The organism is Nocardia coffeae (genome assembly GCF_019890715.1).
GTDB classification, from domain to species: Bacteria; Actinomycetota; Actinomycetes; order Mycobacteriales; family Mycobacteriaceae; genus Nocardia; species Nocardia jiangxiensis.
On sequence record NZ_JAINZY010000004.1, the window covers coordinates 378,969 to 405,308 of the forward strand.

25 protein-coding genes are annotated in these 26,340 nt (G+C 68.6%); 16 read left to right on the forward strand and 9 right to left on the reverse strand.

Features of this window, described 5'->3' with window-relative positions; translation table 11 throughout:
* Positions 1-149: 149 nt before the first annotated feature.
* Positions 150-1,241: an NAD(P)-dependent alcohol dehydrogenase gene (locus K7711_RS18465; RefSeq protein ID WP_222970640.1), complete on the reverse strand. Its 1,092-nt coding sequence runs from the start codon at positions 1,239-1,241 to the stop codon at positions 150-152.
* Positions 1,241-1,711 (reverse strand): DUF4334 domain-containing protein, encoded by a 471-nt coding sequence (locus K7711_RS18470; protein WP_222970641.1) that lies wholly within the window; start codon positions 1,709-1,711, stop codon positions 1,241-1,243. Before K7711_RS18470 ends, K7711_RS18465 begins: the two co-directional genes overlap by 1 nt.
* 80 nt (positions 1,712-1,791) lie before the next feature.
* Here K7711_RS18470 and K7711_RS18475 point away from each other — a divergent pair, with 80 nt between their 5' ends.
* From K7711_RS18475 to K7711_RS18485, 3 genes are all read left to right on the forward strand, one after another.
* A complete protein-coding gene (locus tag K7711_RS18475; protein ID WP_222970642.1) occupies positions 1,792-2,346 on the forward strand; it encodes a TetR/AcrR family transcriptional regulator in 555 nt (184 codons plus the stop codon).
* A gap of 148 nt (positions 2,347-2,494) precedes the next feature.
* Complete coding sequence (locus K7711_RS18480; RefSeq protein ID WP_222970643.1) at positions 2,495-2,689, forward strand: hypothetical protein; 195 nt, start codon at positions 2,495-2,497, stop codon at positions 2,687-2,689.
* A 37-nt stretch (positions 2,690-2,726) separates the two neighbouring features.
* Positions 2,727-3,185, forward strand: coding sequence for an SRPBCC family protein (locus K7711_RS18485; RefSeq protein WP_222970644.1), 459 nt, complete (start codon positions 2,727-2,729; stop codon positions 3,183-3,185).
* Between the two features lie 17 nt (positions 3,186-3,202).
* On the opposite strand, the gene K7711_RS18490 is transcribed toward K7711_RS18485, so the two are convergent.
* Both K7711_RS18490 and K7711_RS18495 read right to left on the reverse strand, forming a co-directional pair.
* Entirely contained in the window at positions 3,203-5,344 is a 2,142-nt protein-coding gene (locus tag K7711_RS18490; protein WP_222970645.1) for an amylo-alpha-1,6-glucosidase, read from the reverse strand.
* A 34-nt stretch (positions 5,345-5,378) separates the two neighbouring features.
* A complete protein-coding gene (locus K7711_RS18495; protein WP_222970899.1) occupies positions 5,379-6,494 on the reverse strand; it encodes a glycosyltransferase family 4 protein in 1,116 nt (371 codons plus the stop codon).
* Positions 6,495-6,932: 438 nt separating this feature from the next.
* Here K7711_RS18495 and K7711_RS18500 point away from each other — a divergent pair, with 438 nt between their 5' ends.
* Positions 6,933-7,535: a phosphoribosylanthranilate isomerase gene (locus K7711_RS18500; protein WP_222970646.1), complete on the forward strand. Its 603-nt coding sequence runs from the start codon at positions 6,933-6,935 to the stop codon at positions 7,533-7,535.
* Between the two features lie 8 nt (positions 7,536-7,543).
* On the opposite strand, the gene K7711_RS18505 is transcribed toward K7711_RS18500, so the two are convergent.
* On the reverse strand, positions 7,544-7,936 hold the full coding sequence (locus K7711_RS18505; protein ID WP_222970647.1) for a rhodanese-like domain-containing protein: 393 nt from the start codon (positions 7,934-7,936) through the stop codon (positions 7,544-7,546).
* Positions 7,937-7,955: 19 nt separating this feature from the next.
* Positions 7,956-8,492 carry a cysteine dioxygenase gene (locus K7711_RS18510; RefSeq protein WP_222970648.1) on the reverse strand — a complete coding sequence of 179 codons (537 nt, stop codon included), beginning with the start codon at positions 8,490-8,492 and terminating at the stop codon, positions 7,956-7,958.
* Between the two features lie 193 nt (positions 8,493-8,685).
* Here K7711_RS18510 and K7711_RS18515 point away from each other — a divergent pair, with 193 nt between their 5' ends.
* Complete coding sequence (locus tag K7711_RS18515; protein ID WP_222970649.1) at positions 8,686-9,447, forward strand: DeoR/GlpR family DNA-binding transcription regulator; 762 nt, start codon at positions 8,686-8,688, stop codon at positions 9,445-9,447.
* The gene (locus K7711_RS18520; protein ID WP_308014814.1) at positions 9,440-10,651 is read left to right on the forward strand and encodes an MFS transporter; all 1,212 of its coding nucleotides are present in this window, start codon (positions 9,440-9,442) and stop codon (positions 10,649-10,651) included. The genes K7711_RS18515 and K7711_RS18520 overlap by 8 nt, the downstream gene beginning before the upstream one ends.
* A 21-nt stretch (positions 10,652-10,672) precedes the next feature.
* Here the strand turns inward: K7711_RS18520 and K7711_RS18525 are convergent, their stop codons facing one another.
* Positions 10,673-11,557 carry a class I SAM-dependent methyltransferase gene (locus K7711_RS18525; RefSeq protein ID WP_222970651.1) on the reverse strand — a complete coding sequence of 295 codons (885 nt, stop codon included), beginning with the start codon at positions 11,555-11,557 and terminating at the stop codon, positions 10,673-10,675.
* Between the two features lie 48 nt (positions 11,558-11,605).
* Here K7711_RS18525 and K7711_RS18530 point away from each other — a divergent pair, with 48 nt between their 5' ends.
* From K7711_RS18530 to K7711_RS18570, 9 genes are all read left to right on the forward strand, one after another.
* Entirely contained in the window at positions 11,606-12,166 is a 561-nt protein-coding gene (locus K7711_RS18530) for a helix-turn-helix domain-containing protein (RefSeq protein ID WP_222970652.1), read from the forward strand.
* An 84-nt stretch (positions 12,167-12,250) separates the two neighbouring features.
* Complete coding sequence (locus tag K7711_RS18535) at positions 12,251-12,907, forward strand: GntR family transcriptional regulator (protein WP_308014815.1); 657 nt, start codon at positions 12,251-12,253, stop codon at positions 12,905-12,907.
* Between the two features lie 160 nt (positions 12,908-13,067).
* The gene (locus K7711_RS18540; protein ID WP_040820563.1) at positions 13,068-13,805 is read left to right on the forward strand and encodes a PIG-L deacetylase family protein; all 738 of its coding nucleotides are present in this window, start codon (positions 13,068-13,070) and stop codon (positions 13,803-13,805) included.
* The gene (locus K7711_RS18545; RefSeq protein WP_222970654.1) at positions 13,802-14,614 is read left to right on the forward strand and encodes an NAD(P)-dependent oxidoreductase; all 813 of its coding nucleotides are present in this window, start codon (positions 13,802-13,804) and stop codon (positions 14,612-14,614) included. Before K7711_RS18540 ends, K7711_RS18545 begins: the two co-directional genes overlap by 4 nt.
* Positions 14,614-15,324 carry a 4-carboxy-4-hydroxy-2-oxoadipate aldolase/oxaloacetate decarboxylase gene (locus K7711_RS18550; RefSeq protein ID WP_222970900.1) on the forward strand — a complete coding sequence of 237 codons (711 nt, stop codon included), beginning with the start codon at positions 14,614-14,616 and terminating at the stop codon, positions 15,322-15,324. Before K7711_RS18545 ends, K7711_RS18550 begins: the two co-directional genes overlap by 1 nt.
* The gene (locus tag K7711_RS18555) at positions 15,321-16,460 is read left to right on the forward strand and encodes a 4-oxalomesaconate tautomerase (RefSeq protein WP_222970655.1); all 1,140 of its coding nucleotides are present in this window, start codon (positions 15,321-15,323) and stop codon (positions 16,458-16,460) included. The genes K7711_RS18550 and K7711_RS18555 overlap by 4 nt, the downstream gene beginning before the upstream one ends.
* Positions 16,461-16,492: 32 nt before the next feature.
* Positions 16,493-17,461: a VOC family protein gene (locus K7711_RS18560; protein ID WP_222970656.1), complete on the forward strand. Its 969-nt coding sequence runs from the start codon at positions 16,493-16,495 to the stop codon at positions 17,459-17,461.
* Between the two features lie 150 nt (positions 17,462-17,611).
* Entirely contained in the window at positions 17,612-18,943 is a 1,332-nt protein-coding gene (locus K7711_RS18565; protein ID WP_222970657.1) for an MFS transporter, read from the forward strand.
* Between the two features lie 145 nt (positions 18,944-19,088).
* Complete coding sequence (locus K7711_RS18570; RefSeq protein WP_222970658.1) at positions 19,089-20,033, forward strand: UTP--glucose-1-phosphate uridylyltransferase; 945 nt, start codon at positions 19,089-19,091, stop codon at positions 20,031-20,033.
* Positions 20,034-20,052: 19 nt separating this feature from the next.
* Here the strand turns inward: K7711_RS18570 and K7711_RS18575 are convergent, their stop codons facing one another.
* Positions 20,053-20,937 carry a class I SAM-dependent methyltransferase gene (locus K7711_RS18575; RefSeq protein ID WP_222970659.1) on the reverse strand — a complete coding sequence of 295 codons (885 nt, stop codon included), beginning with the start codon at positions 20,935-20,937 and terminating at the stop codon, positions 20,053-20,055.
* A gap of 153 nt (positions 20,938-21,090) precedes the next feature.
* Positions 21,091-22,485, reverse strand: coding sequence for a metallophosphoesterase (locus tag K7711_RS18580; protein ID WP_222970660.1), 1,395 nt, complete (start codon positions 22,483-22,485; stop codon positions 21,091-21,093).
* Between the two features lie 321 nt (positions 22,486-22,806).
* On the opposite strand from K7711_RS18580, the gene car reads away from it, so the two are divergent.
* Complete coding sequence (car, locus tag K7711_RS18585; protein WP_222970661.1) at positions 22,807-26,307, forward strand: carboxylic acid reductase; 3,501 nt, start codon at positions 22,807-22,809, stop codon at positions 26,305-26,307.
* Positions 26,308-26,340: the final 33 nt, after the last annotated feature.

The following is a 26,340-nucleotide window of genomic DNA, read 5'->3' on the forward strand; positions in this document are numbered from 1 at the left end:
CACCGACCGATCACGCACGCGCGCCCGCTGGGCCGATGGTCTCGGTCCGGCGGGAACGGCCGGCGCACGCGCCGCATCCTTCGGGCACCCTCGGCTCACACGGATCCGAGTCCGGTGCGTGCGGCGTCGCGTGCTCAGGCGGCCGTCCTTTACCAGGTCAGAACTGGTTTGACGACTCGTCCCGCGCGCTGATCGGCCAGCGCGGCGTTGATCTCGGTGTACGGGTAGCCGCGCACCAGCCGCTCGAGCGGCAGTCGCCCGGCAGCGTGCAGTGCGAGCAATTCGGGGATGAACCGCTGGGGCGCCGCATCACCTTCGAGGCATCCGCGAATCGTCTTGCCCGACAGGACGATATCGCGCAGATCGATGGGCGGGACCCCGACGCCGAGACCGACCACCACGACGACGCCGCCGATTCCCAAGGCCGCCACGGCATTCGCGAGCACCTCGGGTCGCCCGGTCGTGTCCAGTGCGTGGGTGGCCCCGCCGCCGGTGCGTTCGCGGATGGTAGCGCTGGTATCCCCGTCGGCGGGATCAAACGCCTCCGACGCGCCGAATTCCATTGCCAGGAAACGGCGTTCGGGGGAGAGTTCGACCACGATCACATCGACGTCCGGGAGCGTCTTCGCGGCCAGCAGCGCGGCCATGCCGACGGCGCCCGCACCGTAGACGACCAGCGAGGCCCCCGGCTCGGGCCGCAGTGCGTTGAGCACCGCGCCCGCACCGGTCTGGAATCCGCAGCCCAGCGGAGCGGCCACGATCGGATCGGTGCCGGGCGGGACGACCACGGTGTTGTCCGCGGTGGTCAGGGCGTATCCGGCGAAGCTGGATTGACCGAAGAAGCCGTCGCGCACGGCGGTCGCGCCGATCCGCACTCGTGGCGTGCGGTCCGGGCGGGCCCCGAACTGGTTCAGTTTCGTCGCGCTCGCGCAGTACGCCGGACGACCGAGACGACAGTTCCGGCACGCGCCGCAATGCCGATAGCTCAGCACGACCTGATCGCCCGGCCGCACGCCCCGCACATCCGCGCCGACCGCTTCCACGACGCCCGCGCCCTCGTGCCCGAGCAGAATCGGCCGATCGGGCGCACCGGCCGCGCGCGAGACCAGATCGGTGTGGCAGATCCCGGCGGCCACGACGCGCACGAGGATCTCGTCCGCGCGCGGGTGGTCGATCTCGACCGGTTCGATGGTGAATTCGGTGCGGGGATCGCGAGAGATCGCGGCCGATGTGGTGGGCATCAGGCGCGCTCGAGCAGGAAGTAGAAGTATTCGCCGTCGGCGAGCACCAGATCGGGGCGGCCGTTCATGATGCCCATCAGGGTGTTCTCGTCGAGGCGTTTGAAGTGGTCGAAGACCGGGCGCTTGTCGTAGACCATCGTCGCGGTGACCTCGCCGCGGAACTCGATGTTCCACAGCGATGCCTCACCGCCGCCGCCGAGTTGGATGTCGGAGAACAGCGTTCCGTCCTCGGCCCGGCAGATCAGCGGCTTGGCCTCGAACGGGGACAGGAAGGTCTTGCCGTACCAGCGGCTGTGGTCCAGCGCGCGGCACAGCGGGTGACCGGTGCGGAAGGCCGCGCCCTTCCATTCGCCCAGGATGTCCTCGGCGCGCACGGTCTCGAGTCCGGCCCACAGCTGGTCCAGCTCCGCGGTGGGAACCCCCTCGGGCAACGCCGCGAGCTCGCGCCAGGGTCGGATCGTCTCGGTCATCGCATCTCCACTCTTGCCGAACCATTTGGTTCGCGAAATCTACACCCGAACCAAATGGTTCGGCAAGATAGGATTCCGGAATGCGCTCAGCCGGACATGCCACGAAGGAGCGAATTCTCGCCGCAGCCAAGGCGGAATTCGCCCGGTACGGAATCGCGGGTGCGCGAATCAACCGGATCGCCGCGGCCGCCCACGCCAGCAAGGACCGGCTGTACGCGTACTTCACCGGCAAGGAGGAGCTGTACGCGGCGGTGACCGCGCAATGGGTGAGTGAGACGACCGCCGAGACCGCGTTGGACGCCGAGGACATCCCCGCCTACATCGGCCGCCTGTTCGACCACTACCTGCGCAATCCGGACGACGCCCGGCTCCAGGCGTGGGCGGATATCGAGCACACCGAGATCCCCGCGGCCGACGAGGCCATCCGACATGCGGTGACGCCCAAGCTCGCCGAGCTCCGGCGGGGTCAGGCCGCGGGACTGATCACCGACACCTTCCATCCGCTCACCCTGCTCACGCTGCTCACCGATCTGGCCCGGACCTCGGCGGTGCACGCGCTGCACGACAATCGCGCCGACGTCGGCGAACTCCGGGCCGCCACGGTGCTCGCGGCCCGTCGGCTCATCGCCCCCTGAGGGTGCCCTTGCGCGGATAATCCCGCCTACACTGCAGGTGAGGTCCGTAACGGTTCGGCCGATATCGGCGTCGAGAGGGCTGAACGACATTCGGATCGGGAACCCCTGTGCCACCCCCCGGGTGCAGGGGGGAACGAGGAGGTCCGTCATGAACGAACTCGTCTGCGGCGACTGCTGGCGCCGTGATCATCTGACCTTCGCTCAGCGTCTGGATCCGGCGTTCATCCGCCACGGATCCCGGTCTCTGTGCCCGGAACACCGCGCCCTGCGTGCGGAGCTGTGCCGGGTGGCCGGCCCGGTGCACCGGCGCCTACCGGGACCGACGGAGAACCAGGCGGCCTGAACCTGGCCGCTCGGGCACATCGTGGTTCGATCGGAGCATGACCGACGACGTCGATGTGCCCCGTATCGTCACCGTCCATCGCGAGATCGCGGCCGACGCCGCGCGGATCTTCGAGCTGATCGCCGATCCCGCGCAGCAGCCGCGATGGGACGGTAACGACAACCTCGCCACCGCACCCGCGGGTCAGCGCGTGCGTGCGGCCGGGGAGGTGTTCACCATGCAGCTCACCATCGGCCAGATCCGGGAGAACCACGTGGTGGAGTTCGAGGAGGGCCGCCGAATCGCCTGGCGGCCTTCCGAACCCGGCCACGAGCCGCCCGGACATCTGTGGCGTTGGGAGCTCGAACTGCTGGGCCCCGGTCGCACCCGGGTCACCCACACCTACGACTGGACGCTGCTCACCGACGAGAAGCGTCAGGTCCGGGCGCGCGCCACCACCGCGGACAAACTCCTCGGTTCAGTGGACCGGCTCGCGGAAATCAGCGAGAAGGACTGAGCCGCAACGTCGTCCGGCTATCGCACGTCGACGGTGACGCGTTCCTCGACCTCGGAGCATTCCCCGTTCAACATCCAGTCCCCGGGCAGTCCCTCCACGCGCATCGTGTTGCCCTCGGCCTCGATGCCGACCGTGACCGGACCCAGCCGAAGATCGCTGAGCATCAGCTGTCCCCAGCGCGCGGGCAGATGCGGTGCGATGTCCAGGGTCCGGTTCGGCACGTCCGGGGACAGGCCCAGGAACGACCGCACCAGCAGCAGTGGCGCGGCGCTGGCCCAGGCCTGCGGTGAGCAGGAGGTCGGATAGGGCACCGGCGAGTGGAACTGGTCGCGGCCGAACCCGCAGAACAGCTCCGGCAGCCGCCCGTTGAAGTGCAGCGCCGCGTCCAGCAGCCCTCTCGCCAGGCGTTCGGCCAGCTCGCAGGCGCCCGGGATGTGCCGGTACCGCATCAGTCCGGCCACCGCCAGAGCGGTGTCGTGCGGCCACACCGAACCGTTGTGATAGCTCATCGGGTTGTACGCGCCCATCGCCGCGGACAGGGTGCGCAACCCGAATCCGCTGTCCATATCCGGATCGGCCAGGTGCGCGATCAGTTGTTCGGCGCGTTCGTCCGAGACGATGCCGGTCCACAGGCAGTGCGCGACATTGCTGGACAGCGCGTCGACGGGGCGTTTGCGATGATCGAGAGCCAGTGCGTACCAGCCCCTTTCGGGAACCCAGAACGCTTGATCGAAACGCTCCTTCAGCGCAATGGCCTGATGTTCCAGGCGGGTGGCCGCGGCCTCGTCACCGCGCGCCCGTGCCAGTTCCGCGCCCGCGAGCCGGGCGGCGTAGGTGTAGCCCTGCACCTCGCACAGGGCGATCGGCGGTTCGGCCAGCCGCCCCGTGACGTCGCTGATCGAGTCGAAGCTGTCCTTCCAACCCTGATTGACCAGCCCGCGATCGGTTTTGCGGCGGTACTCGACCAGTCCGTCGTCATCGCAGTCGCCGAAATGCTCGAGCCAGTCCAGGGCCGCGCGCGCGGCCGGAATCAGCTCGGCCACCGCGGATTCCTCTGCGCCCCAACGGCGGCACTCGGCCAGCAGCATCACGAACAGCGGCGTGGCGTCGATCGAACCGTAGTAGACGCTGCCGCCCAGGACGCGTTCACCGGCGGGCCCGCGGCGCATCTCGTGCATGATGCGCCCGGGTTCCTCCTCGGTGATCGGATCGACCGTCGTGCCCTGCAACCTCGCCAGCTGACGCAGCGTGCCCACGGCCAGTTCGGAGTCCAGCGGCAGCGCCATCCACGAGGTGAGCAGGCTGTCGCGGCCGAACAGGGTCATGAACCAGGGCGCACCGGCCGCGACGTAGGTGGGCAGGCCGCCGCCCTCATCGATGCGCAACGCGCCCAGATCGCTCTCGGTGCGGCGCAGGATGTAGGTCAGGCGCGGGTCGGTGGCGGTGAGATCGGTCGAGGTGGCGCGCCATGCGGTCATCCGGGTGATCGGGCTGTCCTCCTCGCCGCAGGAGATCTGCACCCGGCGGTGCCCGGCGACCGGCTGGGCGAACACCTGGGCCCGCCACTGATTGCGCGCGGGCACCACTACCCGCCAGCTCAGTGCGCCCGGCAGCACCACGGGATCGCCTGTGGCACTGATGATCAGGCCGCGGCCCGGATCTGCGTGATCGGTGAAGTGCAGCTCGGATCCGGCGACGGTGACCTCGGCGCTGCCGTGATGACTGCGCCCCTCCTTGACCAGGAACAGATCCGCGAAATCGGCCTCGGCGTGCAGGATCAGCCGCAGGGCGGTGTCCTCGTGGCCGAGATTGTGCACTGTCACGGTCTCTTTCAGCCCGTCGCCGATCAGGCGGCTGCGCACGATGAGCAGCGTGCTGTCGGCCACACCCGCCCGCGGCGGCACGCGCATCACGAAGCGCGCCTTGAACGATTCGGGGGTCAGCACCGTCAGCTGCTCGGCGTGCTGGCCTTCCACCCGCAGCTCCCAGCGCGAGATCGTGCGGGTGTCCCGATAGAACAGGCCCTGGGCGGTGCCGGGATGGATGTCGCCGAGATTGTCGGACAGGCAGAAGGTATTCGCCTCGACCAGCGTGATCGTCGACTGACCGCCGCCCAGCCCGACGGGCGGTCCGGCATTGAAGACCTGCGGTGCGCTCACGACGCCACCTCCTCGATGTCTGCGATCGCCGCGCTCATGCGTTGCTCACCTGGGTCTGCGCGACGGTCGGGGGCCGTACGACCATGGTGCTGACCGAGCCGCCGAGCAAGGCCGCAGTACGTTGTGGGGCAAGGGCTTTGAGATACGCCGCCTCGTAACCCGCGCTGAGCCCATCGACGCAGAAATGCTCCTCGACCCGGCGGCGGCACTTCTCGGGGTCGATATCGCGCACCGCCTCCAGGGCCGCGGGAAGTTCGGCCTCGTCGTCGCAGATGATGCCGGTGACGCCGTCCTCGACCACCTCCTCGACCGCGCCGCCGCGCAACGCGACAACCGGTGTGCCACAAGCCATCGCCTCGATCATCACCATGCCGAAGGGCTCCTCCCAGCCGATCGGGAACAGCAGGCAGCGCGCCGAGGCCAGCAGCAGGCGTTTGGCGACGGCGTCTGCCTCACCGAAGACGCTGTCGTCGTCGGTGAGCAGCGGCCGCACTTGTGATTCGAAGAACGCCTTCTCTTCCGGCTCATTGCATTTCGCGGCGAGCACCAGCCGCAGGCCGGCCGCGTGCGTGGCCCGCAGCGCCCGGTGCGGGCCCTTGTATTCGGCGTACCGGCCCAGGAACAGCGCGTAGTCCTTCTTCTCTTGGCGGAACGGCCATTCGCTCGGGCGCACGGCGTTGTAGACGCGCCCGACCCAGTTCAGATCCGCGGCCAGACTGCGCTGGCGGTCGCTGATGGCGACCAGGTGGGCGGTGTCGTCCAGGGCGCGGTAGTACTCGCCCGGATCGCCGTCCACCGGCCCGTGCACGGTGACGATGGTCGGAATGCCCAGCTCGCTGTAGGTGGGGGCGTTGAGCGGCCCGGCGAAGGTATGGTCGTGCACGATATCGATGTGATCGACCGCCGCGATCCGTTCGACCGCCTGGCGGACCTTGAGCGCGTTGTGGACTTCCGGAGCCGCCTGGCCGAGCAGTTCGGGAATCGTGGATTCCCACACCGGGACGAAACGTGCTCTCGTACCGTTCTTTCCGGCGCCCAGCAGGGTCACCCGGTGTCCGCGATCGATCAGGGCGTCGGTCAGTTCGGCGACCACGGCCTCCACGCCGCCATAACCCGCCGGTGGCACGTCGAAATACGGCGGCGCCACCATGACGATATGCAGTGGACCGCCAGGAACGGGCAGTTCGCGAACCGTCGAATCGGCCTGGGAAATGGTGCTGCTCACGGTATTCCTCCTCAGCTACGGTGCTGTGAGTTTGTGACGAGGCAGAACATCGGTGTGGACTTGTCGAACCGAACAGGCGATGGACACACGAGAACTCGGCGCTGGCACCGCCTAGCGCCGGGGTGAACCGGAGTGAATCTTTCCCTCTGTGGTGTCGAGGACGGCGCACACGTCGCAGGTGCCTCCAGCCCTCGATACCGATACCACGCTACTACGTTTTGCCGGGCGATTGGACAACTCCTGGCAACCTTTCCGTTACGTGGCCTTGCGACAGTGTCCGACCGCGCGTAGATGCCCTGGTCGCGATGTGGGCCGGTGGGGTCCGGCCGTCGCGTGCCCGGGGCGTTTTGGTTGACTGCGGATATGGCCGATCTCTTCGTCAAGATCTGTGGGCTGCGGACCGAGCGGGATGTGGACGTCGCTGTCGCATCCGGTGCCGACGCGGTCGGATTCGTCTTCGCGGCCGGTCCGCGCACCGTCGACGCGCCGACCGCGCACCGGCTCGCCGCTCGCGTGCCCGATCATGTGCTGACCGTCGGCGTCTTCCGCGGCCAATCGGTCGAGGAGGTTCGCGAACTGACCGAACACAGCGGTATCCGTGCGATCCAGTTGCACGGCGACGAGGGGCCGGACTACTACGAGGCGCTGCGCGCGCCCGGCCGCACCCTGATTCGTGCGGTCGCGGCGGGGCAGCGGACGCCGCTTCTCGGCGAACTCGGTGAGGACCTGTTGCTACTGGACGCCCCGGACCCCGGCTCGGGCAAGGCGTGGAATTGGGGTGCACCGGATTTCGCCGCTCCCGCCGGCCGCTGGGTGCTGGCCGGTGGCCTGCGCCCGGACACCGTTCGCGCTGCGGTCGAGGCGACCGGGGCGTGGGGCGTGGACGTCTCCAGTGGCGTGGAGAGCGAGCGGGGCGTCAAATCACCCGAGTTGATCCGGGCCTTCCTCGCCGCTGCCCGCGCCTAGATCGAGCTCTACGGAACTGCTGGCGATCCCCCAGCAACCACCGGCAATCCGGACGATTTCCACGCCCGGAAGCCGCCGACGAGATCGGTGGCCCGGTGCAGTCCCAGCTCTTGGGCGTCGGCGGCGGCCAGACTCGAGGCGTAGCCCTCGTTGCAGACGATCACCACCGGAGTCTCGGCGGTCAGATCCGGCAGCCGGTGATCGCCGTGCGGATCCAGCCGCCACTCCAGCACGATGCGTTCCACCACGACGGCATCGGGAATCTCGCCCTCGGCGAGGCGATTCGCGTGCGGACGGATGTCGACGACCAGTGCGCCCTCGCGCTGTAGTGCCGCGGCGCGTTCGGGATCGACCCGGTCCAGTCCGGCCCGTGCGCGGGCGAGCTTGTCCTCGATGCTCATCGCGATACCTCCTGCTCGACTATCGCGACTGTTCCACACCGGCGAAGTCGGTGAGTGCGCGGTATTCGCGCACCGGGCGCAGCGGCGGGGAATAGGCGTGGATCGTGGCGGCCGGGCCGGTGCCGCCGTTCCTGAGCTGATGGGCGCGGCCGGGACCGAAGGCGACGGTGTCGCCGCTGTGCCAGTGCGCCGCGCGGACCGGGCCGCCGCTGTGCCGGTACTGCTCGTCGAGTTCGCCGAGGGTGATGGTGAACGCGCCGGCCGCGCCGCCGTGATCGTGCGGCTCGGTGCCCTGGCCGGGCGTCCACGACAGCAGCCACACCTCCACGCCCATGGTCAAGGCCAGCCGGGTCCACCAGCGCTGCTCGGGGTCGAAACGCACGATATCCCGCAGGCGCGTACCGAATTCGGCGGCCACGGTGCTGGTGAGGTCGTGTAACTCGGCGGGGGACCACAGTGTGCGTTCGGCTCGCACCGCCTCGTGCATCGACGGTAAGTCGATACCGGGATGAATATCCTTGGCGTGCTTGAGTTTCACAGGCAGTGACGTGGTCACCCAACCTCCCGTCGTCGTACGGACAGCCCGGACGCGGGGGTGCGCCCGGTGCACCGGTCCGCAGAATTCTCCGCCGTCACGGCGGGATTGCCATCGGCCACGATCACCGTGAGTAAAAAGCCGCGATGGCTCGTTCCGGTCGATTCGATCAGTTTTTGCTTTCGAATGATCACATCTGATGTACGTTCGAGCGATGGCATACGGCGAGACCAGGCAGGCGCAGATCGTGCGGGCACTGCGGTCGGCGGAAGCGGTGAGCGTGGCCGACCTGTCGCGGGCGCTGGGCGCTTCGGAGGTGACGATCCGGCGTGACCTGGCCGAACTCGAGCAGGCCGGGGTGCTGCGGCGGGTGCGCGGTGGTGCGGTCAGTGCCATGCTGCGCGGGGAGGGGCTGCCCTTCGCGATGCGCGAGCTCGAGCGCGCCGAGGCCAAGGCGCGGATCGCCGAGGCGGCCGTGGCCCGGATCTCCGACGGTGAATCGGTCGTACTCGACGGTGGCACAACGGGTTCCGCGGCCGCGCGCTGTCTGACGCAGCGGCGGCTCACGGTCGTGCCGCTGGCCCTGTCCGAGTTCGGTTCGCTGGCCTGCGCACCCGGCGTATCACTGCTGCTGCCCGGTGGGACGGTGTGCGCGGGGGAGTCCTCCCTGGTCGGCCCGATGACCGAGCAGAACCTCGCGCAACTGCGGCTGGACACCATGCTGCTGACCTGCTGCGGATTCGATCCGCGTCGTGGTGTCACCGCCTACGACCTGGGCGATGCGGCGGTCAAGCGGGCCGCGATGGCCGCCTCGGCCCGCACCATCGCGATGGTCGATTCGAGCAAGTTCGCCCGCACCGCGATGGCGGTGGTCTGCCCGACCACGGCTGTGGACATGGTGATCACCGATGTCGACGCGCCCGAGGACGTGGTCGCGGCGTTACGTGCGGACGGTATCGAGGTGCACTGTGTCTGATCTGCCCTGCCGCACCGAACAGGATCGGTCCGGTGCATCGAGAACCTCTGGGGCAGCGCCGATTTCGGTCGGCGTGACCTTCTTCGTGCAGGCTGTCCTGTTCGCCTCGTGGACCGCGCACATCCCGGGTGTCGAACAGGCGCTGGGCCTGAGCGACGGGACCCTGGGGACCGCGCTGCTGGGCCTGCCGATCGGATCGGTCACCGCGATGGTGCTGTGCGGCTGGTTGCTGCCGCGACTGGGCAGCCCGTGGCTGATCCGGATCTCCATCGCCGGCTACGCCGTCGCCGGAATCGGTGTGGGACTGGCGGATTCGCCGGTTCTGCTGTTCGTCGCGCTGTACTTCTGGGGACTGATGCAGGGAATGGTCGACGTCGCGATGAACACCCAGGCGGTGACCGTCGAGAAGGCGGTGGGCCGCCCGATCATGTCCCGGCTGCACGGCATGTGGAGTGTCGGGGGGTTCGCGGGCGGGCTGATCGGTTCCGGCGCGGTGGGCCTGGGGATCGGCCTGACCGCTCAGCTCGCGGTACTCGGCGTACTGGCCGTCGTGGCCGTGGAAGTGTTGTCGCGGTACCTGATCGGCGATACCTCGGCCCCGCGGTCGCGCGCGGACCGCGCCTCGGATCGCAGCCGATGGTCGGCGGTGATCGGGTTGCTCGGCGCGGTCGCGTTCGCCTCGATGCTGTGCGAAGGGGCCGCGGCGGACTGGTCTGCGGCCTACCTGCGCAACGAACTCGGCACCAGTGCCGCGACGGCGGGTCTGGGCTACGCCTCTTTCGCGCTGGCGATGGTGGCGATGCGGTTGAGTGGCACGGGATTACAGCGCCGATTCCGTCCCACCGCACTGCTTCCGGTGCTGGCCATGGTGTTCGCCTGCGGTATGGGCGCGGCGCTGATCCTGCGTCAGCCCGTCGTGGCCCTGCTCGGATTCGCCTGTATGGGACTCGGATTGGGTCTGGTGGTACCCAGCGCCTTCAGTGCCGCGGGCCGGGTGGCCGCGGACGCCAACCCGGGCCCGTCGATCGCCGCGGTCGCCGCCCTGGGCTGGTGCGGATTCGTCTCGGGCCCACCGCTGATCGGCCATCTCGCCGATCTGGTCGGACTCGATGCGGCCCTGTGGGTTCTGCCGTGCCTGGCCGTGATCCTGGCTCTCGTCGTGCGTTTCGGCAGAGCCTTCGCCGAACCCGCACCCTCGCAATGAGATTCGTCTCGCCGATGGCGCTCAGGGGCGGCGGGCGATCCAGACCGGCCGCTCGTCGCGGACGGTGAGATCGGAGCGCCGGGCGAGGCCGTCGGGCCCGTCGGAGAGCAGGACATCCAGCGCGGTCGCGTCCTGCGGGGACAGGCGCTCGGCGAGGCCGGTGTGCATGCGCTGGAGAGTGCGGTGGGCCAGGCGGGCGGCGGCTTCGGGCAGCGGGGGAGTGAGCGAGATGACGATGCGGCGCTCGGTGTCGATCTCGAATCCGGCCTTGGTGAGCAGGCTCGCCCAGTCCGAACCGAGATGCGGGACGTGGTCGGCTGTCTCGGCGGCCAAGGCCTCGTGTGCGCGATCCTCGAGTTCGCCGAGTTCGCCTGCGGTGGAAAGGAATCGGGGCATCGAGTTCAGTTCGGCCAGGGCCAGCAGACCGCCGGGGCGGATCGTGCCGAACAGGTCGGTCAGCACGCGATCCGGATCTGCCGTGTGGTGCAGGGAATTCGCCGCCCAGGCCAGATCGACGGGTTCGAGTTCGGGCCATGCGGCGTCGAGATCGGCGCGCAGGGTGTGGATGCGTTCGGCGACGCCGCGGGCGCCGGCCTTGTCTCGCAGTCGCGTCAGCATGAACTCGGAGACGTCGACGGCCGTGATCTCGGCATCGGGAAAGCGTTGTGCCAGAGCGAGTGCGCCGCTGCCGGTGCCGGCGCCCATGTCCAGGATGCGCCGGACGGGTCGGTCGTCGAGGTGATCGCGGATCAGCGCCGTCACCTCGGGGAGGTATTCGGGCAGCGCCTCCGCGTCGAGATCGAGCAGGTCGGCCAGGGCGGATTCGTCGCCGTGGTCGTGGCCGCCGTGCGGGTGATGGTGGTCGTGGTCGTGGCCGCCGTGCTGGTGATCGTGATCGTGGCTCATGGATTCGACGCTACCCGCCGCTTGCTCAGAGGGCATACAATCTTGCCTATGACGCAAGACGGTGATCTGGACGGCATGGTCCGCAAGCGGATCCGGGGTCTGCGCGTGGCGCGCGGCTGGTCCCTGGACGAACTGGCCGGCCGCTGTTATCTGAGCCCGTCCACGCTCAGCCGCATCGAGACCGGCCACCGGCGCATCGCGCTGGATCAGCTCGCGCCCATTGCTCGGGCGTTGGGCACCACACTCGATCAGCTGGTGGAGCCGGTCGGTGACGAGGATGTGGTGATCCGCCCCGAACGCGATACCGTCCGCGGCGTCACCACCTGGCTGCTCACTCGCGACTCGGGTCCGAACGGTGTCACCGTGGCCAAGATGCGCCTGACCAAACCGGCCGGTGAGCAGCGCGTTCATCCGGGCAGGGACTGGTTCACCGTGCTGTCCGGCGCGGTGGAACTACGTCTGGGCGAGCGCCGGGTGCGGGTCGAGGCCGGTCAGGCGGCCGAATTCTCCTGCATGGTCCCGCACGCGTTCGGCTCCCTGGACGGCCCCGCGGAAATCCTGTGCATCCTGGACAATGAAGGGCAGCGCACGCATCTGCATTCCCCGTGAGCGGCGGCGCCTCGGCGACGTCCGGCGAATTGTTGGCATAATCATTGACAATCGGAGTATCACCTATCGCCAGGACGGTTGTCAGTGTCGCAGACCAGTGGACTCGAACGTGGAACCCAGGGCAAGGCCATTGCGGTGGAACGGCTTCGGCATGCCATCGCGCAGGGTGCGGTGGCTCCGGGACAGCGGCTGGTCGAGTCCGAGCTCGTCGAACAGTTCGAGGTCACCCGCGGTAGCGTGCGCGCCGCAATCGACGAACTGGTGGCCGAGGGGCTGATCGAGCGGATCCACAATCGCGGCGCGCGGGTGCGTTCGGTCTCGCACCAGCAGGCGGTGGAGATCCTCGAGTGCCGCAAGGTGCTCGAGGGGTTGATCGCGGCCAAGGCCGCCGAGCGCATCACCCCGGCGGACGCCGATCGGCTGCGTGGGTATTCCACGCGACTGTCCGCCGCGGTGCAGGACGGCGAACTGCTGGAGTACTCCACGCTGAATCACGAACTGCACGCTGTGCTCAGGGAAATCGCCGGACAGGAGACCGCGACGGATCTGATCGCCCGGCTCAACGCGCAGATCGTGCGGCATCAGTTCCAGCTGTCCCTGCGGCCGGGCCGCCCGCAGGTCTCGCTCCCCGAGCATCTGGCGATCGTGGACGCGGTCGTGGCGGGCGATCCGATCGCCGCCGAACAGGCCATGCGCGATCATCTCGACAGTGTGATCGGCGCATTGAGCCGGGCCACCTGACCTTCTTCGGCACCGGTCCGGACCTGCCCCGACCCTCTTCGGCAACAGGATTGTTGACATTTTTGTCGGCAATACTTACCGTCGATGCGGAACGTGTCGTGCGACATGTTGCCGCTCGGCCGAGTGGGTCGAGCGATCGCGGAGCAAGTGAGGTGAGTCGATGCCCGAGAACACGTCCGAATCGCTACTGGTGGTCAGTGCGCACGCGGGAGATTTCGTCTGGCGGGCCGGAGGTGCGATCGCACTGGCCGCCGCGCGTGGTGAGCGGGCCACGGTGGTGTGCCTGAGCTTCGGCGAGCGCGGCGAGTCGGCCAAGGCGTGGCGCGAGGGTAAGCAGCTCGAGGAGATCAAGGCGTTGCGCCGCGGGGAGGCCGAGCAGGCCGCCGCGGTGCTGGGCGCGGATATCCGATTCCTCGACGCCGGCGACTATCCGCTGCGTGAATCTCCGGAGCTGGTCGACGAATTGGTGCGCGTCTACCGAGAGACCACCCCGACGGTGGTCCTCACCCACACCCTCGCCGACCCCTACAACGGCGACCATCCGGCCGCGGCCCGGATGGCTCTCGACGCTCGCGTCCTGGCTCAGGCGGTCGGCTACGACGCACCCGGCGAACCGCTGGGCGCGCCGCCGGTGTTCAGCTTCGAACCGCATCAGCCGGAGATGTGCGAGTTCCGCCCCGATGTGCTCCTGGACATCACCGAGGTCTTCGAGACCAAGCGAAAGGCCATGCGCTGCTTGGGTGCTCAGCAGCACATGTGGACCTATTACGAGGATCTGGCCGCCCGCCGCGGCGTCCAGCTCGAACGTAACGCGGGCCCGAACCTGGGTCTGCTGAAGAACAGTCGCGCCGAGGCCTTCGTTCGCCACTACCCGCACGTCACCGCCCGGCTCTCGTGAGTGGGCCCGAGCCGCTGCGGGTGGCGGTACTCGGATTCGGCGAAGCCGGAGCGGAATTCGCCCGAGATCTGGCCGCCCTGGGTGCGGATGTGCGCGGGTTCGATCCGAAAGTGCCCGCACCTCAGGGTGTTCGGGAGTGCTCGAGCGACGCGGACGCCGTTCGCGAGGTCGATCTGGTGTTCAGCTTGACCACCGCGCACGAGGCCGAATCCGCGCTGCGGCAGGCGCTCACCGGACTGGCGCCCGGGGCGGTGTGGGCCGAGGCGAACACCGGCACCCCGGCGGCGAAGGTACGGCTGGCCGAACTGGCCGCCGAGGCCGGAGTGGATCTGGTCGACGTGGCGATCATGGCTCCGGTGCCCGGTCGCGGGATTCGTACGCCCATGCAGGTATCCGGCTCGGCGGCAATGGTTTTCGCGGACATCATGGACGCGCTCGGCGTTCCGGTCGAACTCGTCCCCGGGCCGGTCGGGGTGGCCAGTGCGCGCAAGCTGCTGCGCAGCGTGGTGTACAAGGGTCTGGCCGCGGCGGTGGTGGAAGGGCTGGCCGGGGCGGAGGCGGCGGGCTGTGCGGACTGGTTCCGCGACCACATCGCCGCCGAATTCCGGTCCTTCGACCAGGACACGCTGGACCGCCTGATCACCGGCACCTACGCCCACGCGGCACGCCGCGCCGAGGAGATGGCGGCCGCGGCCGGGCAGCTGAGCGAACTCGGCGTCACGCCGCGCATCGCCGCTGCCACCCGAGATGCATTACAGGACATCGCCTTCGCAGACGAGGGCGCGACGCGGGATTCGGAGAGACAGTGATGGAGAACGTCGTGGTGACCGGGTGCCCGCGGGCCTCGGTCGAGGATGCTGCCGCACTCGGCGAGTTCGGCACCGCCACCGTCCACGAGGCGCAGGGGCGTACCGGCTTTCTCGGTCCGCGGCTGCGTCCGGCCTGGTCCGGCGCGCGGATCGGCGGCACGGCGGTCACCGTCCTGTGCTGGCCCGGTGACAATCTGATGATCCACGTCGCGGTGGAGCAGTGCCGCGAGGGTGACGTGCTGGTGGTGGCGACGAATTCACCGTGCAGCGATGGGCTTTTCGGCGAACTGTTCGCCACCGCGCTGCAACGCCGCGGCGTGCGGGGCGTTGTGCTGGCCTGTGGCGTGCGCGATGTCGCGGAACTGCGCGAGATGGGCTTTCCGGCCTGGTCCACCGCGGTGAGCGCGCAGGGCACGGTCAAGGCCACCGCGGGCGCGATCAACGTGCCGGTCGTCATCGAGGGCCAGGTGATCAATCCCGGCGATGTGATCGTCGCGGACGACGACGGCGTGGTCCGGGTGCCGCAGGCGAATGTTCCCGGGACACTGGAACTCTCGGCCGCGCGGGTCGCCAAGGAACAGGCGGCCCGCGAGGCGTTCACGAACGGTGAGCTGGGTCTGGATCGGTACGGGCTGCGCGAGCGGCTCGCCGATTTCGGCATCAGCTACGTCTCCTACGAGGACTACCGAGCCACCCGGGAGCAGTCATGACCAGGCACCCGGATCCGCTCGGCGAGGCGGCCGCCGATGAGGGGACGGCCGTCCCGCCGAGCGCGGACCGGGACGGTATCGCGTGCGTGTGGATGCGCGGCGGTACCTCCAAGGGTGCGTACTTCCTGGCCTCGGATCTGCCCGCTGATCCGGCCGAGCGCGACGATCTGTTGCTGCGGATCATGGGCACGCCGGATCCGCTCCAGATCGACGGCATCGGCGGGGCGACCTCGCTGACCAGCAAGGTCGCGGTGGTGTCGCCGTCCGAGCGGCCCGGTGTCGACGTGGACTACCTGTTCCTGCAACTGGGCGTCGAACAGGCGACGGTCTCGGACCGGCAGAACTGCGGCAATATCCTGGCCGGGGTCGGGCAGTTCGCCGTCGAATCCGGAATCGTCGCCGCATCGGGCGAAACCTGTTCGGTACGAATATATCTGGTCAATTCCGCCGGAATCGCTACCGCGACGTTCCCGGTGCGCGACGGCCGTCCGGTGTACGACGGCGACACCCGCATCGACGGCGTGCCCGGCACGGCCGCGCCGGTGACGCTCGCCTTCGAGGACACCGCGGGTTCGGCCACCTCCGGACTGTTCCCCACCGGCAGCGTGCGCGATACCGTCGAGGGCATCGAGATCACCTGCGTCGACAACGGGATGCCGGTCGTGGTCGCCGAGGCCGCGAGCCTCGGGCTCACCGGTTACGAATCGCCCGACGACCTGGCCGCCGACGCCGCGCTGACCGAACGCGTGGATCGGTTGCGCCGCGCGGCCGCGGAGCGGATGGGCCTGGGCGACGTCGCGGAATCCTCTGTGCCCAAGACGATTCTGCTCGCCTCCCCGCGCGACGGCGGCCGGGTGTGCACGCGTTCGTTCATCCCCGTGCGCCCGCATACCGCGCTCGGGGTGTTCGCGGCGATCAGCGCGGTGACCGCGATGCGGACGCCCGGTGCGGTCGGTCACGACCGCACCGCGGCCTGGCCCGCGGATCTGCGGCGGGTGGATGTGGAACATCCGTCCGGACATCTGCTGGTCGACATGGACCTGGACCGGACCGTGCAGCCGCCGCTCGTGCGCAGCGCCGGTGTGGTCCGCACCGCTCGGAAATTGTTCGCAGGCAAGGTTTTTGCGCGCGCCTGAGGCGCGCGTTGCTGCTCGAGGAGGACTAGAAGATGGCCCCCGGTCACGACATCGCGCATCTGGCGCACGTACAGCTGCTGACGCCGACGCTGGAGCGCAGCGTCGCATTCTTCACCGATTTCCTCGGGTTGCGGGTGGTCGGTGAGAGCAAGGACGAGGTGTATCTGCACGCCTGGGACGATTATCAGCACCACACCCTCACCCTGCGCGCGCACCGGCACGGCGGCATCGGCCGCACGCACCTGCGGGCGACCAGCCCCGAGGCGCTGGCCCGGCGGGTCGCGGCGCTGGAGGCCGCCGGGCGCGGAATCGGCTGGGCCGAAGGCGAATCCGGCTTCGGACCCACCTACCTGTTCACCGATCCGGACGGTCACGAATTCGGTCTCTACTACGAGGCGGAGTGGTACGAGTGCGGTGAGCAGGACCGTCCGTCGCTGAAGAATCAGGCCGGCGCCTATCCCAGCGGCGGCGTCCCGGCGCGCAGGCTCGATCACGTCAACTTCCTCGGCCGCAGTCCCGTGGACAATCGCGACTTCCTCGAGCAGACCCTCGGCGCGATGACGACCGAGCAGATCGTGCTGAACGACGGTTCGGTCGCGGGCACCTGGACCACGTTCACCAACAAGAGTTACGACCTGGTCTACACCCGCGACAACCTGGGGCTGTCGGGGCGGCTGCACCACATCGCGTTCGCCGCCGACAGCCGCGCGGACATCCTGCGGGCCTGCGACGTCGCCTTGGATCAGGGCGTGTTCATCGAGACCGGCCCGCACAAGCATGCCATTCAGCAGACGTTCTTCCTGTACGTCTACGAGCCCGGTGGCAACCGCATCGAACTGTGCAATGCCGGTGCGCGGCTGATTCTGGCTCCGGACTGGAAACGGGTGGACTGGACCGAGGCCGAACGCGCCAAGGGGCAGGCGTGGGGTCTGCGCACGATCGAGTCCTTCCACACCCACGGGACGCCGACCGCCGAGGATCTCGCGGGTTCGCAGGACTAGGCAGCTGCCGCGCCGATCGGTCGGCCGCGCCGCGATCTCGGCGAGGTCGCTCGACAGCAGAATGTTAACAATTCTGCTCGAAATACTGTTGATGATATTGCTACCGATGTAACCTCCATCACTGGATGTAGCTCTACGAAAGGGACACAGGTGTCCTCGCTCGAATCCGGTGGCGTCTCGGCCGCCCCCTCCCGGCGGCTGTGGCTTCAGGTCACTGCGGTCTGCTGGTTCCTCGTTCTGCTCGACGGACTCGATCTGTTCGTCTACGGCGCGACGCTGCCCGGCGTGTTCAAGGACAAGGCCTTCGGTCTGAGTCCGGCCGTGGCCGGGGACATCGGCAGCTTCAACACCTTCGGCATGCTGCTGGGCGCGCTGGCCGCGGGAGTGATCACCGATCGGATCGGCCGCCGCAAGATCATCCTGGGCGGGGTGCTGGTGTTCACGCTGTCCGCGGCCGTCTGCGGTATGGCGCCCGACGTGTCGACCTTCGGCGCCGCGCGATTCACCGCGGGTATCGGGCTGGGCGTGCTGCTGCCGACCGCGATCTCGATGGTCATGGAGTACGCCCCGGCGGCGCGCAAGAACATCGCGGTCACCTTCCTGATGACCGCGCATCAGGCCGGTGGCGCGATCGCCGGGGCGGTCGCGATGAATATCGTCGAGTCGCTGGGCTGGCGTTCGGTGTACTGGTTCGGCGCCGCGCCGGTCGTCATCGCGGTCCCCGCGATCATGTTCCTGCTGCCCGAATCGCTGACCTATCTGATGGCTTCGGGCCGCACCGAGCGAGCGCAGCAGGTCGCGGACCGGTTCGGGGTTTCGCTCGCGGCCTACACGCCCGAACGCGACGCACAGCAGCGACGCGGCAAGGTCTCCGAATTGTTCACTCCCGCACTGCGTTCGGTGACGTTGCTGTTCTGGATCGCCTCGTTCGGCGGACTGCTGCTGGTCTACGGCGTGAACACCTGGCTGCCCACGATGATGCGCGCGCACGGCTACAACCTCGGTTCGGCGATCAGCTTCCTGCTGGTGATCAACCTCGGCGGCATCGTCGGGATGCTGGTCGCCGGGCGGCTCGCCGATCGGTTCGGCCCGCGGCGGGTGACGGTCATCTGGTTCGCGGCCACCATGATCGGGATCGGGCTGCTCGCGGTGCACATGCCGCTGTGGCTGACCTACGTGGACGTCTTCCTCACCGGCGGATTCCTGTTCAGCGCGCAGACGCTGATCTACGCCTCGGTCGGCACCTACTATCTGCCGAGCATCCGGGCCACGTCACTGGGCTGGGTCTCGGGTATCGGCCGGTTCGGCGCGGTATTCGGGCCCTGGCTGGGTGGTGTCCTGGTCGCGCACGAGCTGTCGAACTGGGGATTCACCGTGTTCGCGGTGGCGGCGTTGATCTCGGCGGTGATGGTGGCGTTGGTTCGGGCGCGGCCGGTGGGCGATCCGGTCGCGAGTGGCGCGCCGGTGGGCGCCACCGGGTAGCGCCCGCGGGGCGGTGTGAGTGAGATCACGCAGGTCGGGGGCGTTCTCCAGGTAACGGGAGGCTGTTCCCATCTTCCGTACAGGTTGGCTCCTTAGCGTCGGTACCGAATCGCGAACGGCAATCCGGCACTCGAAGGAGATCCACATGGACCACGCCGCCCCGACCACACCCCGCCAGTTCCGCACGGCCGTGGTGCCCGCGGCCGGGCTGGGCACCCGATTCCTGCCCGCCACCAAGTCCGTGCCCAAGGAACTGCTTCCGGTGGTGGACACCTCCGGAATCGAGCTGGTGGCCGAGGAGGCCGCACAGGCCGGCGCCGACCGGATGGTGATCGTCACCTCACCCGGAAAGAGTTCCGTGGCAAAGCATTTCACCGAGGATCCGGAGCTGGAGGGCACGCTCGCCCAACGCGGCAAATTCGGTCTGCTCGAACGGGTGCGTCGCGCGCCCAAACTGCTCGAGGTGGACACCGTGCTGCAACAGCGTCCGCTGGGACTGGGACATGCTGTGCTGCAGGCCGAATCGGTCCTGGCGCCCGACGAGAACGCCGTCGCGGTGCTGCTGCCCGACGATCTGGTCCGCCCGCCCGCCGGAGTTGCCGCGTCCGAGCAGGACGGCGTCCTGCAGACGATGGCCGCGGTGCGCCGCCGCTGGGGCGGCAGTGTGCTGTGCGCGTTCGAGGTGCCCCGCGAAGAGGTCGGCGCGTACGGTGTATTCGACGTCGCGGCGGCACCCGACGCGCATGCCCCGGATGTGTTGCGGGTCAACGCCATGGTGGAGAAACCCGCCGTCGAAGACGCCCCGTCGACCCTCGCCGCAGCCGGTCGCTACCTGCTCGATCGGGCGATCTTCGACGCGTTGCGCCGCATCGAGCCGGGCGCGGGCGGGGAGTACCAGCTCACCGACGCCATCGCCCTGCTCATCGCCGAGGGACACCCTGTCCACGTTGTCGTGCACCGCGGTGTTCGCCACGACATCGGCAACCCGGGCGGATACCTGCGCGCCGCAGTGGATTTCGCCCTCGAACGCGAGGAATACGCAGCCCCGCTGCGGGATTGGCTGGTCCAGCGGCTCGCGGTCACCGCGTAGCCGACCGGGGTCGGCCCGACTACTTCGTCGCGGTCAGATATGCGGCCACGTTGTGCATATCGGCCAAACCTCCGGGAAGTTCGGGGACCGGGCGGCCGTACCGGGCCGAGAGTTCGGTGACGTCGGCCGAATCGACCTGCCAGCCGCGGTCGGTCAGCCACTGGACCGGATCGGTCCGCTCATCGTTGTAGAACAGTTCGGTGACGTCGACGTCGCCGAAGGGGCTGGTCGCCATCTCCTGCGTGGCCGCCTGGGAGATGCGCGCGATATCGGGACGACCGGAGAAACCCTCCACGGCCACGCGGCTACCGTGGGCCGAGAGCGTATCGATCCGCTCGAACAGGGCGTCCTGCGCCGCGCCCGGCAGATAGGGCAGCAGGCCCTCGGCGGACCAGGCGGTCGGACGGTCGGCGTCGAATCCGGCGTCGAACAGGGCCGCGGGCCAGTCGTCGCGCAGATCGACCGGGACGGCGCGCAGGACCGCCCGGGGCACCACCTCGTTGTCCGCCAGCACCTGATGTTTGAAGTCCAGCACCTTGGGCTGATCGATCTCGAAGACGCTGGCGCCCACCGGCCAGTCGAGCCGGTACCCGCGCGCGTCCAGCCCGGCCGCGAGGATTACCGCCTGCCGCACACCCGAGGCGGCCGCGGCGAGGAAGAATTCGTCGAAGAACTTCGTGCGCACCCCGATCAGGCGTGCCACGGGCAGGAATTCCGCGTCACCGGGTGCGGCGAGGGCCTGCAGTGAGCGCGGCTCGGCCGCGGCCTCGACGAACAACCGGGCGCAGTCGTCGCGGATCAGAGCATCGGGCTGGGCGGTCTCGGTCGCCCGGAATGTCGCGACTCCCAGGGCGGTGATGCCGACGCTGCTGACGATATCCCAGGTATCTCCATCGGTTCGCACTACTACTCTCCTCAATCATACTGGCGCACTGAGATACTCAGCGCGTGCGACGACCGGTCGGTACTTGCTCCGCGAGCCAGCGTAGGCGCAAAGATGATCATCGTGTGGGACATACCCGTCGATCCGGACGAATACCCCCGTGACCGGGTGGGACTACCGCAACCCCGAAAAGTCCCGCAGCACCGCGTGATTGCGGTCGGCGCAACTACCCAGGGCGTGATCGGGATGCAGCCCGAAATACTGCCGCCGGGTCCGGGTGCTCCAGCAGAGTGCGGGCTCGGCGCGGGTCTTGTAGAAATTCACCATGTAGCCGCCGGAGTAGATGCGCAGCAGCAGATAGCCGCCGGGATACTCCTTGACCGCCGCGCCTTCGAGGAATTCCACGTTGACGGGGGAGTCCGGGCGGCCCACTCGATTGCGGTGGGTGTGGCCGGTGTGATGCAGGAACACGCCCGGCGCGCCGCGGTACAGCGAGTGCAGCACAGCAGCCGAGGCGCGGTCGAGCACGAATCCCGGTCCGGCCGGATTGCTCACCGCCGCAGAGGAAGTCACCGGATGATGCCCGAACATCAGGGTGGGCCGGTCCGGATCGGTGGCCAGCACCTCGCGCAGATTGCTCAGTTGTGGTGCGGTGAGCGTGCCGCCGGAGCCGCGCGGGCGGGTCGTGTCCAGGCCGATGATGCGCAGCCCGTCGACGTCCGAGACGGCCAGTCGTCCCCGGGCGTGGAACACCGATCCCCAGGGGTCGCCCTCGCGGGACACGTCGTGGTTACCGCGGCAGACGAAGTAGTCCCGGCCCGCCGCACCCCAGGCATCCAGGCGCGCACGCACCGCTGCGGACTGCTCGAGCGTGCCGGAATCGGTCATGTCACCGGCCACGATGAGTTGATCGGTGCCGCGATCGGGTGCGCGCAGATCGCTCAGCAGCGCGTCGAGCATGATCTGCGGATGGCTGTCGGTGTCGTGCCGCAGCCCGTTCGGGAATCCGGCCACGATCAGGCCGCTGGTGCTCTCGCCGTAGTGCACGTCGTTGGCGAGCGCGATCGTGCGCAGCAGCGGGCCCGGCGGCGGGGTGAGCGTGGTGAAAACGCCCGTGGTCTCCGGTGATCCGGCGCGGCGCGTGACCAGGGTCCGGGCCGGGACGGCGCGGCAGCCGCCGGAATACGCCTCGAATCGGTACGCGCGGCCCGGCTCGAGTCCCTCGATCTGCGCGTAGTGGTATGCGGTGGGACGAGAGTCGATGCTGTATCGCCGGGGCGGATGCGTGGCGTCCGCGGGTGCGATGCGAATCTCGGTGTCCGCGGGCGCCGGGCGCAGCCGTCCGGCGTGATCGCGGGCCCGGGTCGTCCAGGTCAGGATCGCGGAACTGTCGGTGACGGTCACCACCTCGAGTTCGGAGGCGACCAGCGAATCCTGGTGCACCCGAACGCGATCGGATCGATGGACGGTGAACGCCGACCGGGTGCGGAACGGAGTTCCCACCGTGACGGCGGCCGCCCCCGAGGCGGCATTGGCGACCCAGGTCGCTCGCAGACGTGCGTTCAGCATGGAAACCTCCGCCCGGGTACGGCCCGATGATCCGACGGTAGGGGGGCCGGTTGAACGGTCCGGAGCCCGAACATGACCAATTCGGCGGCCCGTGCTGAATATTTCGGTGCGGGTAGCACAGACCACTGCACGGGGGTGAGTGAGATATCAGACAGTGGTCCTGAGCTTGCCGGATACCGAAAGTGCTGGTCCCGGACTTGACTTTGCCTGGTCACCGGACTGGGATAGTTGGTATCTGAAACTAATTGCGGAATACATGCATCGCTGGGATGTCCGCGGCGGGGCATCGGGGCGTCGGACGAATTCGAGGGAGGTCGAGGTATGGACGAGGCAGCGCGGCAGGAACTGGGGCGGCGGATGATGGAGCTGGTCGCCCGCGACCCGCAGGTTCGCGCGGCGATTCCGGATGCCGATGTCGGCGCGGCGGTGGCTCGCACGGACGTGTCGTTGGCACAGTCGATCGAGATGCTCGTGCGGGGGTATGCGGACCGTCCGGCGCTGGCCGGGCGGGCGATGGAGTTCGTCACCGACGAGACCGGTCACACTCGCGGGCGGTTGCTGCCGCGCTACGACACCATCACCTACGGCGAGATGTGGCGGCGCGTCACCGCTGTCGCCGCGGCCTGGTATCACGATGCCGAATCACCGGTCCGGCCAGGCGATTTCGTCGCCGTTCTCGGATTCACCAGCACCGACTACACGGTGGTGGATCTGGCCTGCACCGCACTGGGCACGGTGTCGGTGCCGTTGCAGACCGGTGCGTCCGCGGCGCAGCTGACCCCGATCGTCACCGAGACCCGGCCGCGCGTGCTGGCCGCGAGCGTCGAACAGCTCGACACCGCAGTGGATCTGGTGCTGACCACCGAACTGCCGAGCACGCTGATCGTCTTCGACCATCATCCGCAGGACGACGATCATCGCGCCGCGGTCGAATCCGCCCGCGCTCGCCTGGCCGATCGTCCGGTATCCGTGCGGGTCCTCGCGGAGGTCATCGAACAGGGCGGCGAACTCCCCGAGGCGCCACTGCACACCGGTGCGCACGAGGATGCGCTGGCCCTGCTGGTCTACACCTCGGGGAGTACCGGAACACCCAAGGGCGCAATGTATTCCGAGCGCATGGTGACCCGGATGTGGCGTAACGGCGTGGAGGTGCCGTTGCCGTCGATCGGGTTCAGCTTCATGCCGATGAGCCACGTCGCCGGACGCGGTTCGCTGCTGTCCTGCCTGGGTCGCGGCGGCACGGTGTATTTCGCCGCCCGCAGCGATATGTCCACGCTGTTCGACGATCTGGCGTTGGCGCGCCCCACGGTGCTGTTCTTCGTCCCGCGCATATGCGACATGCTGTTCCAGCGTTTCCGCGGTGAAGTCGATCGCCGCGTGGCCGCCGGGGGCGTACCAGAGACGGTCGAGCAGGAGGTGAAAGTCGAACTGCGCGACGAGGTTCTGGGCGGACGCTTCATCATGGCGATCACCGGCAGTGCGCCGCTCTCGGCGCAACTGCACGAATTCATGGCCTCGGTACTGGGATTCGGCCTGATCGATGGATACGGCTCGACCGAGTCCTCCGGCGGCGTCATCGTCGACAACCTCGTCGTCCGGCCGACGGTGACCGATTACAAACTCATCGACGTCCCGGAGCTGGGCTATTTCAGCACCGACAAGCCTTATCCGCGCGGGGAACTGCTGATCAAGGCCGAGACACTCTTCCCCGGCTATTTCCGGCGCCCCGAACTGAATGCGGAGATCTTCGACGCCGAGGGCTTCTACCGCACCGGTGACATCATGGCCGAACACGGCCCCGATCACCTGTTCTACGTCGACCGGCGCAACAACGTGCTCAAACTCTCGCAGGGCGAGTTCGTCACGGTCGCCAAGCTGGAAGCCGTCTACGCGGCCAGTCCGCTGGTCCACCAGATCTATCTGTACGGCAGCAGTGAGCGCGCGTATCTGCTCGCGGTCATCGTACCGACGCCCGAATCGGTTGCCGCACATCCCGATACCGCCGATCTGACCGCGGCGATCACCGAATCGCTTCAACGCGTGGCCCGCGTGGCCGAGCTGAACTCCTACGAGATCCCGCGCGCCTTCCTGCTCGAGACCGAGCCGTTCACCCTCGACAACGGACTGCTGTCGGGCATCGCGAAACAGTTGCGGCCCAAGCTCAAAGAGCGTTACGGCGAGCGGCTCGAGCAGCTCTACGTCGATCTGGCGCGGGAACAGGACGACGAACTGGCCGCACTGCGCCGCGAGGCCGCCGATCTGCCGGTGCTCGAGACGGTCGGGCGCGCCGCGCGAGCGCTGCTGGGCTGCGCGACCACGGATCTGCGCCCGGACGTGCACTTCACCGATCTGGGCGGCGATTCGCTCTCGGCGCTGACGTATTCCACACTGCTGCAGGAGATCTTCGGAGTGGAGGTCCCGGTCGGTGTGATCGTCGGCCCCGCCACCGACCTGACCGCGCTGGCCCGATACATCGAGGCCGAACGCGATTCCGGCGGTACCCGGCCCACCGTCGCCGGTGTGCACGGGACCGGAACGCGGATTCGCGCCGCCGATCTCACCCTGGACAAGTTCATCGACCGCCCGACACTCGATGCCGCCCCGGACCTGCCGCGTGCCGCGCAGGTTCCCGCCACGGTGCTGCTGACCGGTGCGAACGGCTATCTGGGCCGGTTCCTGTGCCTGGAATGGCTCGAGCGGCTGTCCGCGTCGGGCGGCCGACTGATCTGTGTGGTGCGCGGCGTCGATGCGGCCGCGGCGCGCGCCCGGCTGGACGAGGTCTTCGACAGCGGCGATCCGGAACTCGCCCGGCACTATCGCGCACTGGCCGAACACACCCTCGAGGTGCTCGCCGGTGATATCGGCGAGCCGAATCTCGGTGTGAGTGAACAGGATTGGACTCGCCTCGCCGAGACGGTCGATCTGATCGTGCATCCGGCGGCCCTGGTCAACCACGTGCTGCCGTACGGGCAGTTGTTCGGTCCCAACGTGGTGGGCACCGCGGAGGTGATCCGGCTGGCCCTGACCACGACGATCAAGCCGGTCACCTATCTGTCCACGGTGGCCGTCGCGGCGCAGGTCGCGCCCCAGGCGTTCACCGAGGACGGCGACATCCGCGAGGTCAGCGCGGTGCGCTCGATCGACGACGGCTATGCCAACGGCTACGGCAACAGCAAGTGGGCCGGTGAGGTGCTGCTGCGGGAGGCGCACGATCTGTGCGGTCTTCCGGTGGCGGTCTTCCGGTCCGACATGATCCTGGCCCACTCGCGTTACGCCGGTCAGCTGAACGTCCCCGATATGTTCACCCGGCTGCTGCTGAGCCTGCTGGCCACCGGACTGGCGCCGAAATCCTTCTACGCCACCGACTCTCGGGGCGAGCGGCAGCGTTCACACTACGACGGGCTGCCCGCCGATTTCACCGCCCTGGCGATCACCGCGCTCGGCGCCCAGGTCACCGCCGGTTTCGAGACCTTCGATGTGCTCAACCCGCACGATGACGGCATCTCACTGGACGAATTCGTGGACTGGCTGATCGAGGCGGGGCATGCGATCGAGCGGATCGACGACTACGGCGAATGGTTCCGCAGGTTCGAGACCGCGGTGCGCGGGCTGCCCGAGGAACAACGCCGGCATTCGTTGCTGCCGCTGCTGCACGCCTACCGCGCTCCGGGTAGGCCGCAGCGCGGTGCGGCTCTGCCCGCCAAGAAGTTCCAGGCCGCGGTGCAGGCCGCCGAACTGGGCGCCGAGCGCGACATCCCGCATCTGGACCGGGCGTTGATCGAGAAGTACGCCACCGACCTGGCACTGCGAAAACTGTTGTAGGCCACCATTCCACCCGCTCAACGGTGCGCGGGT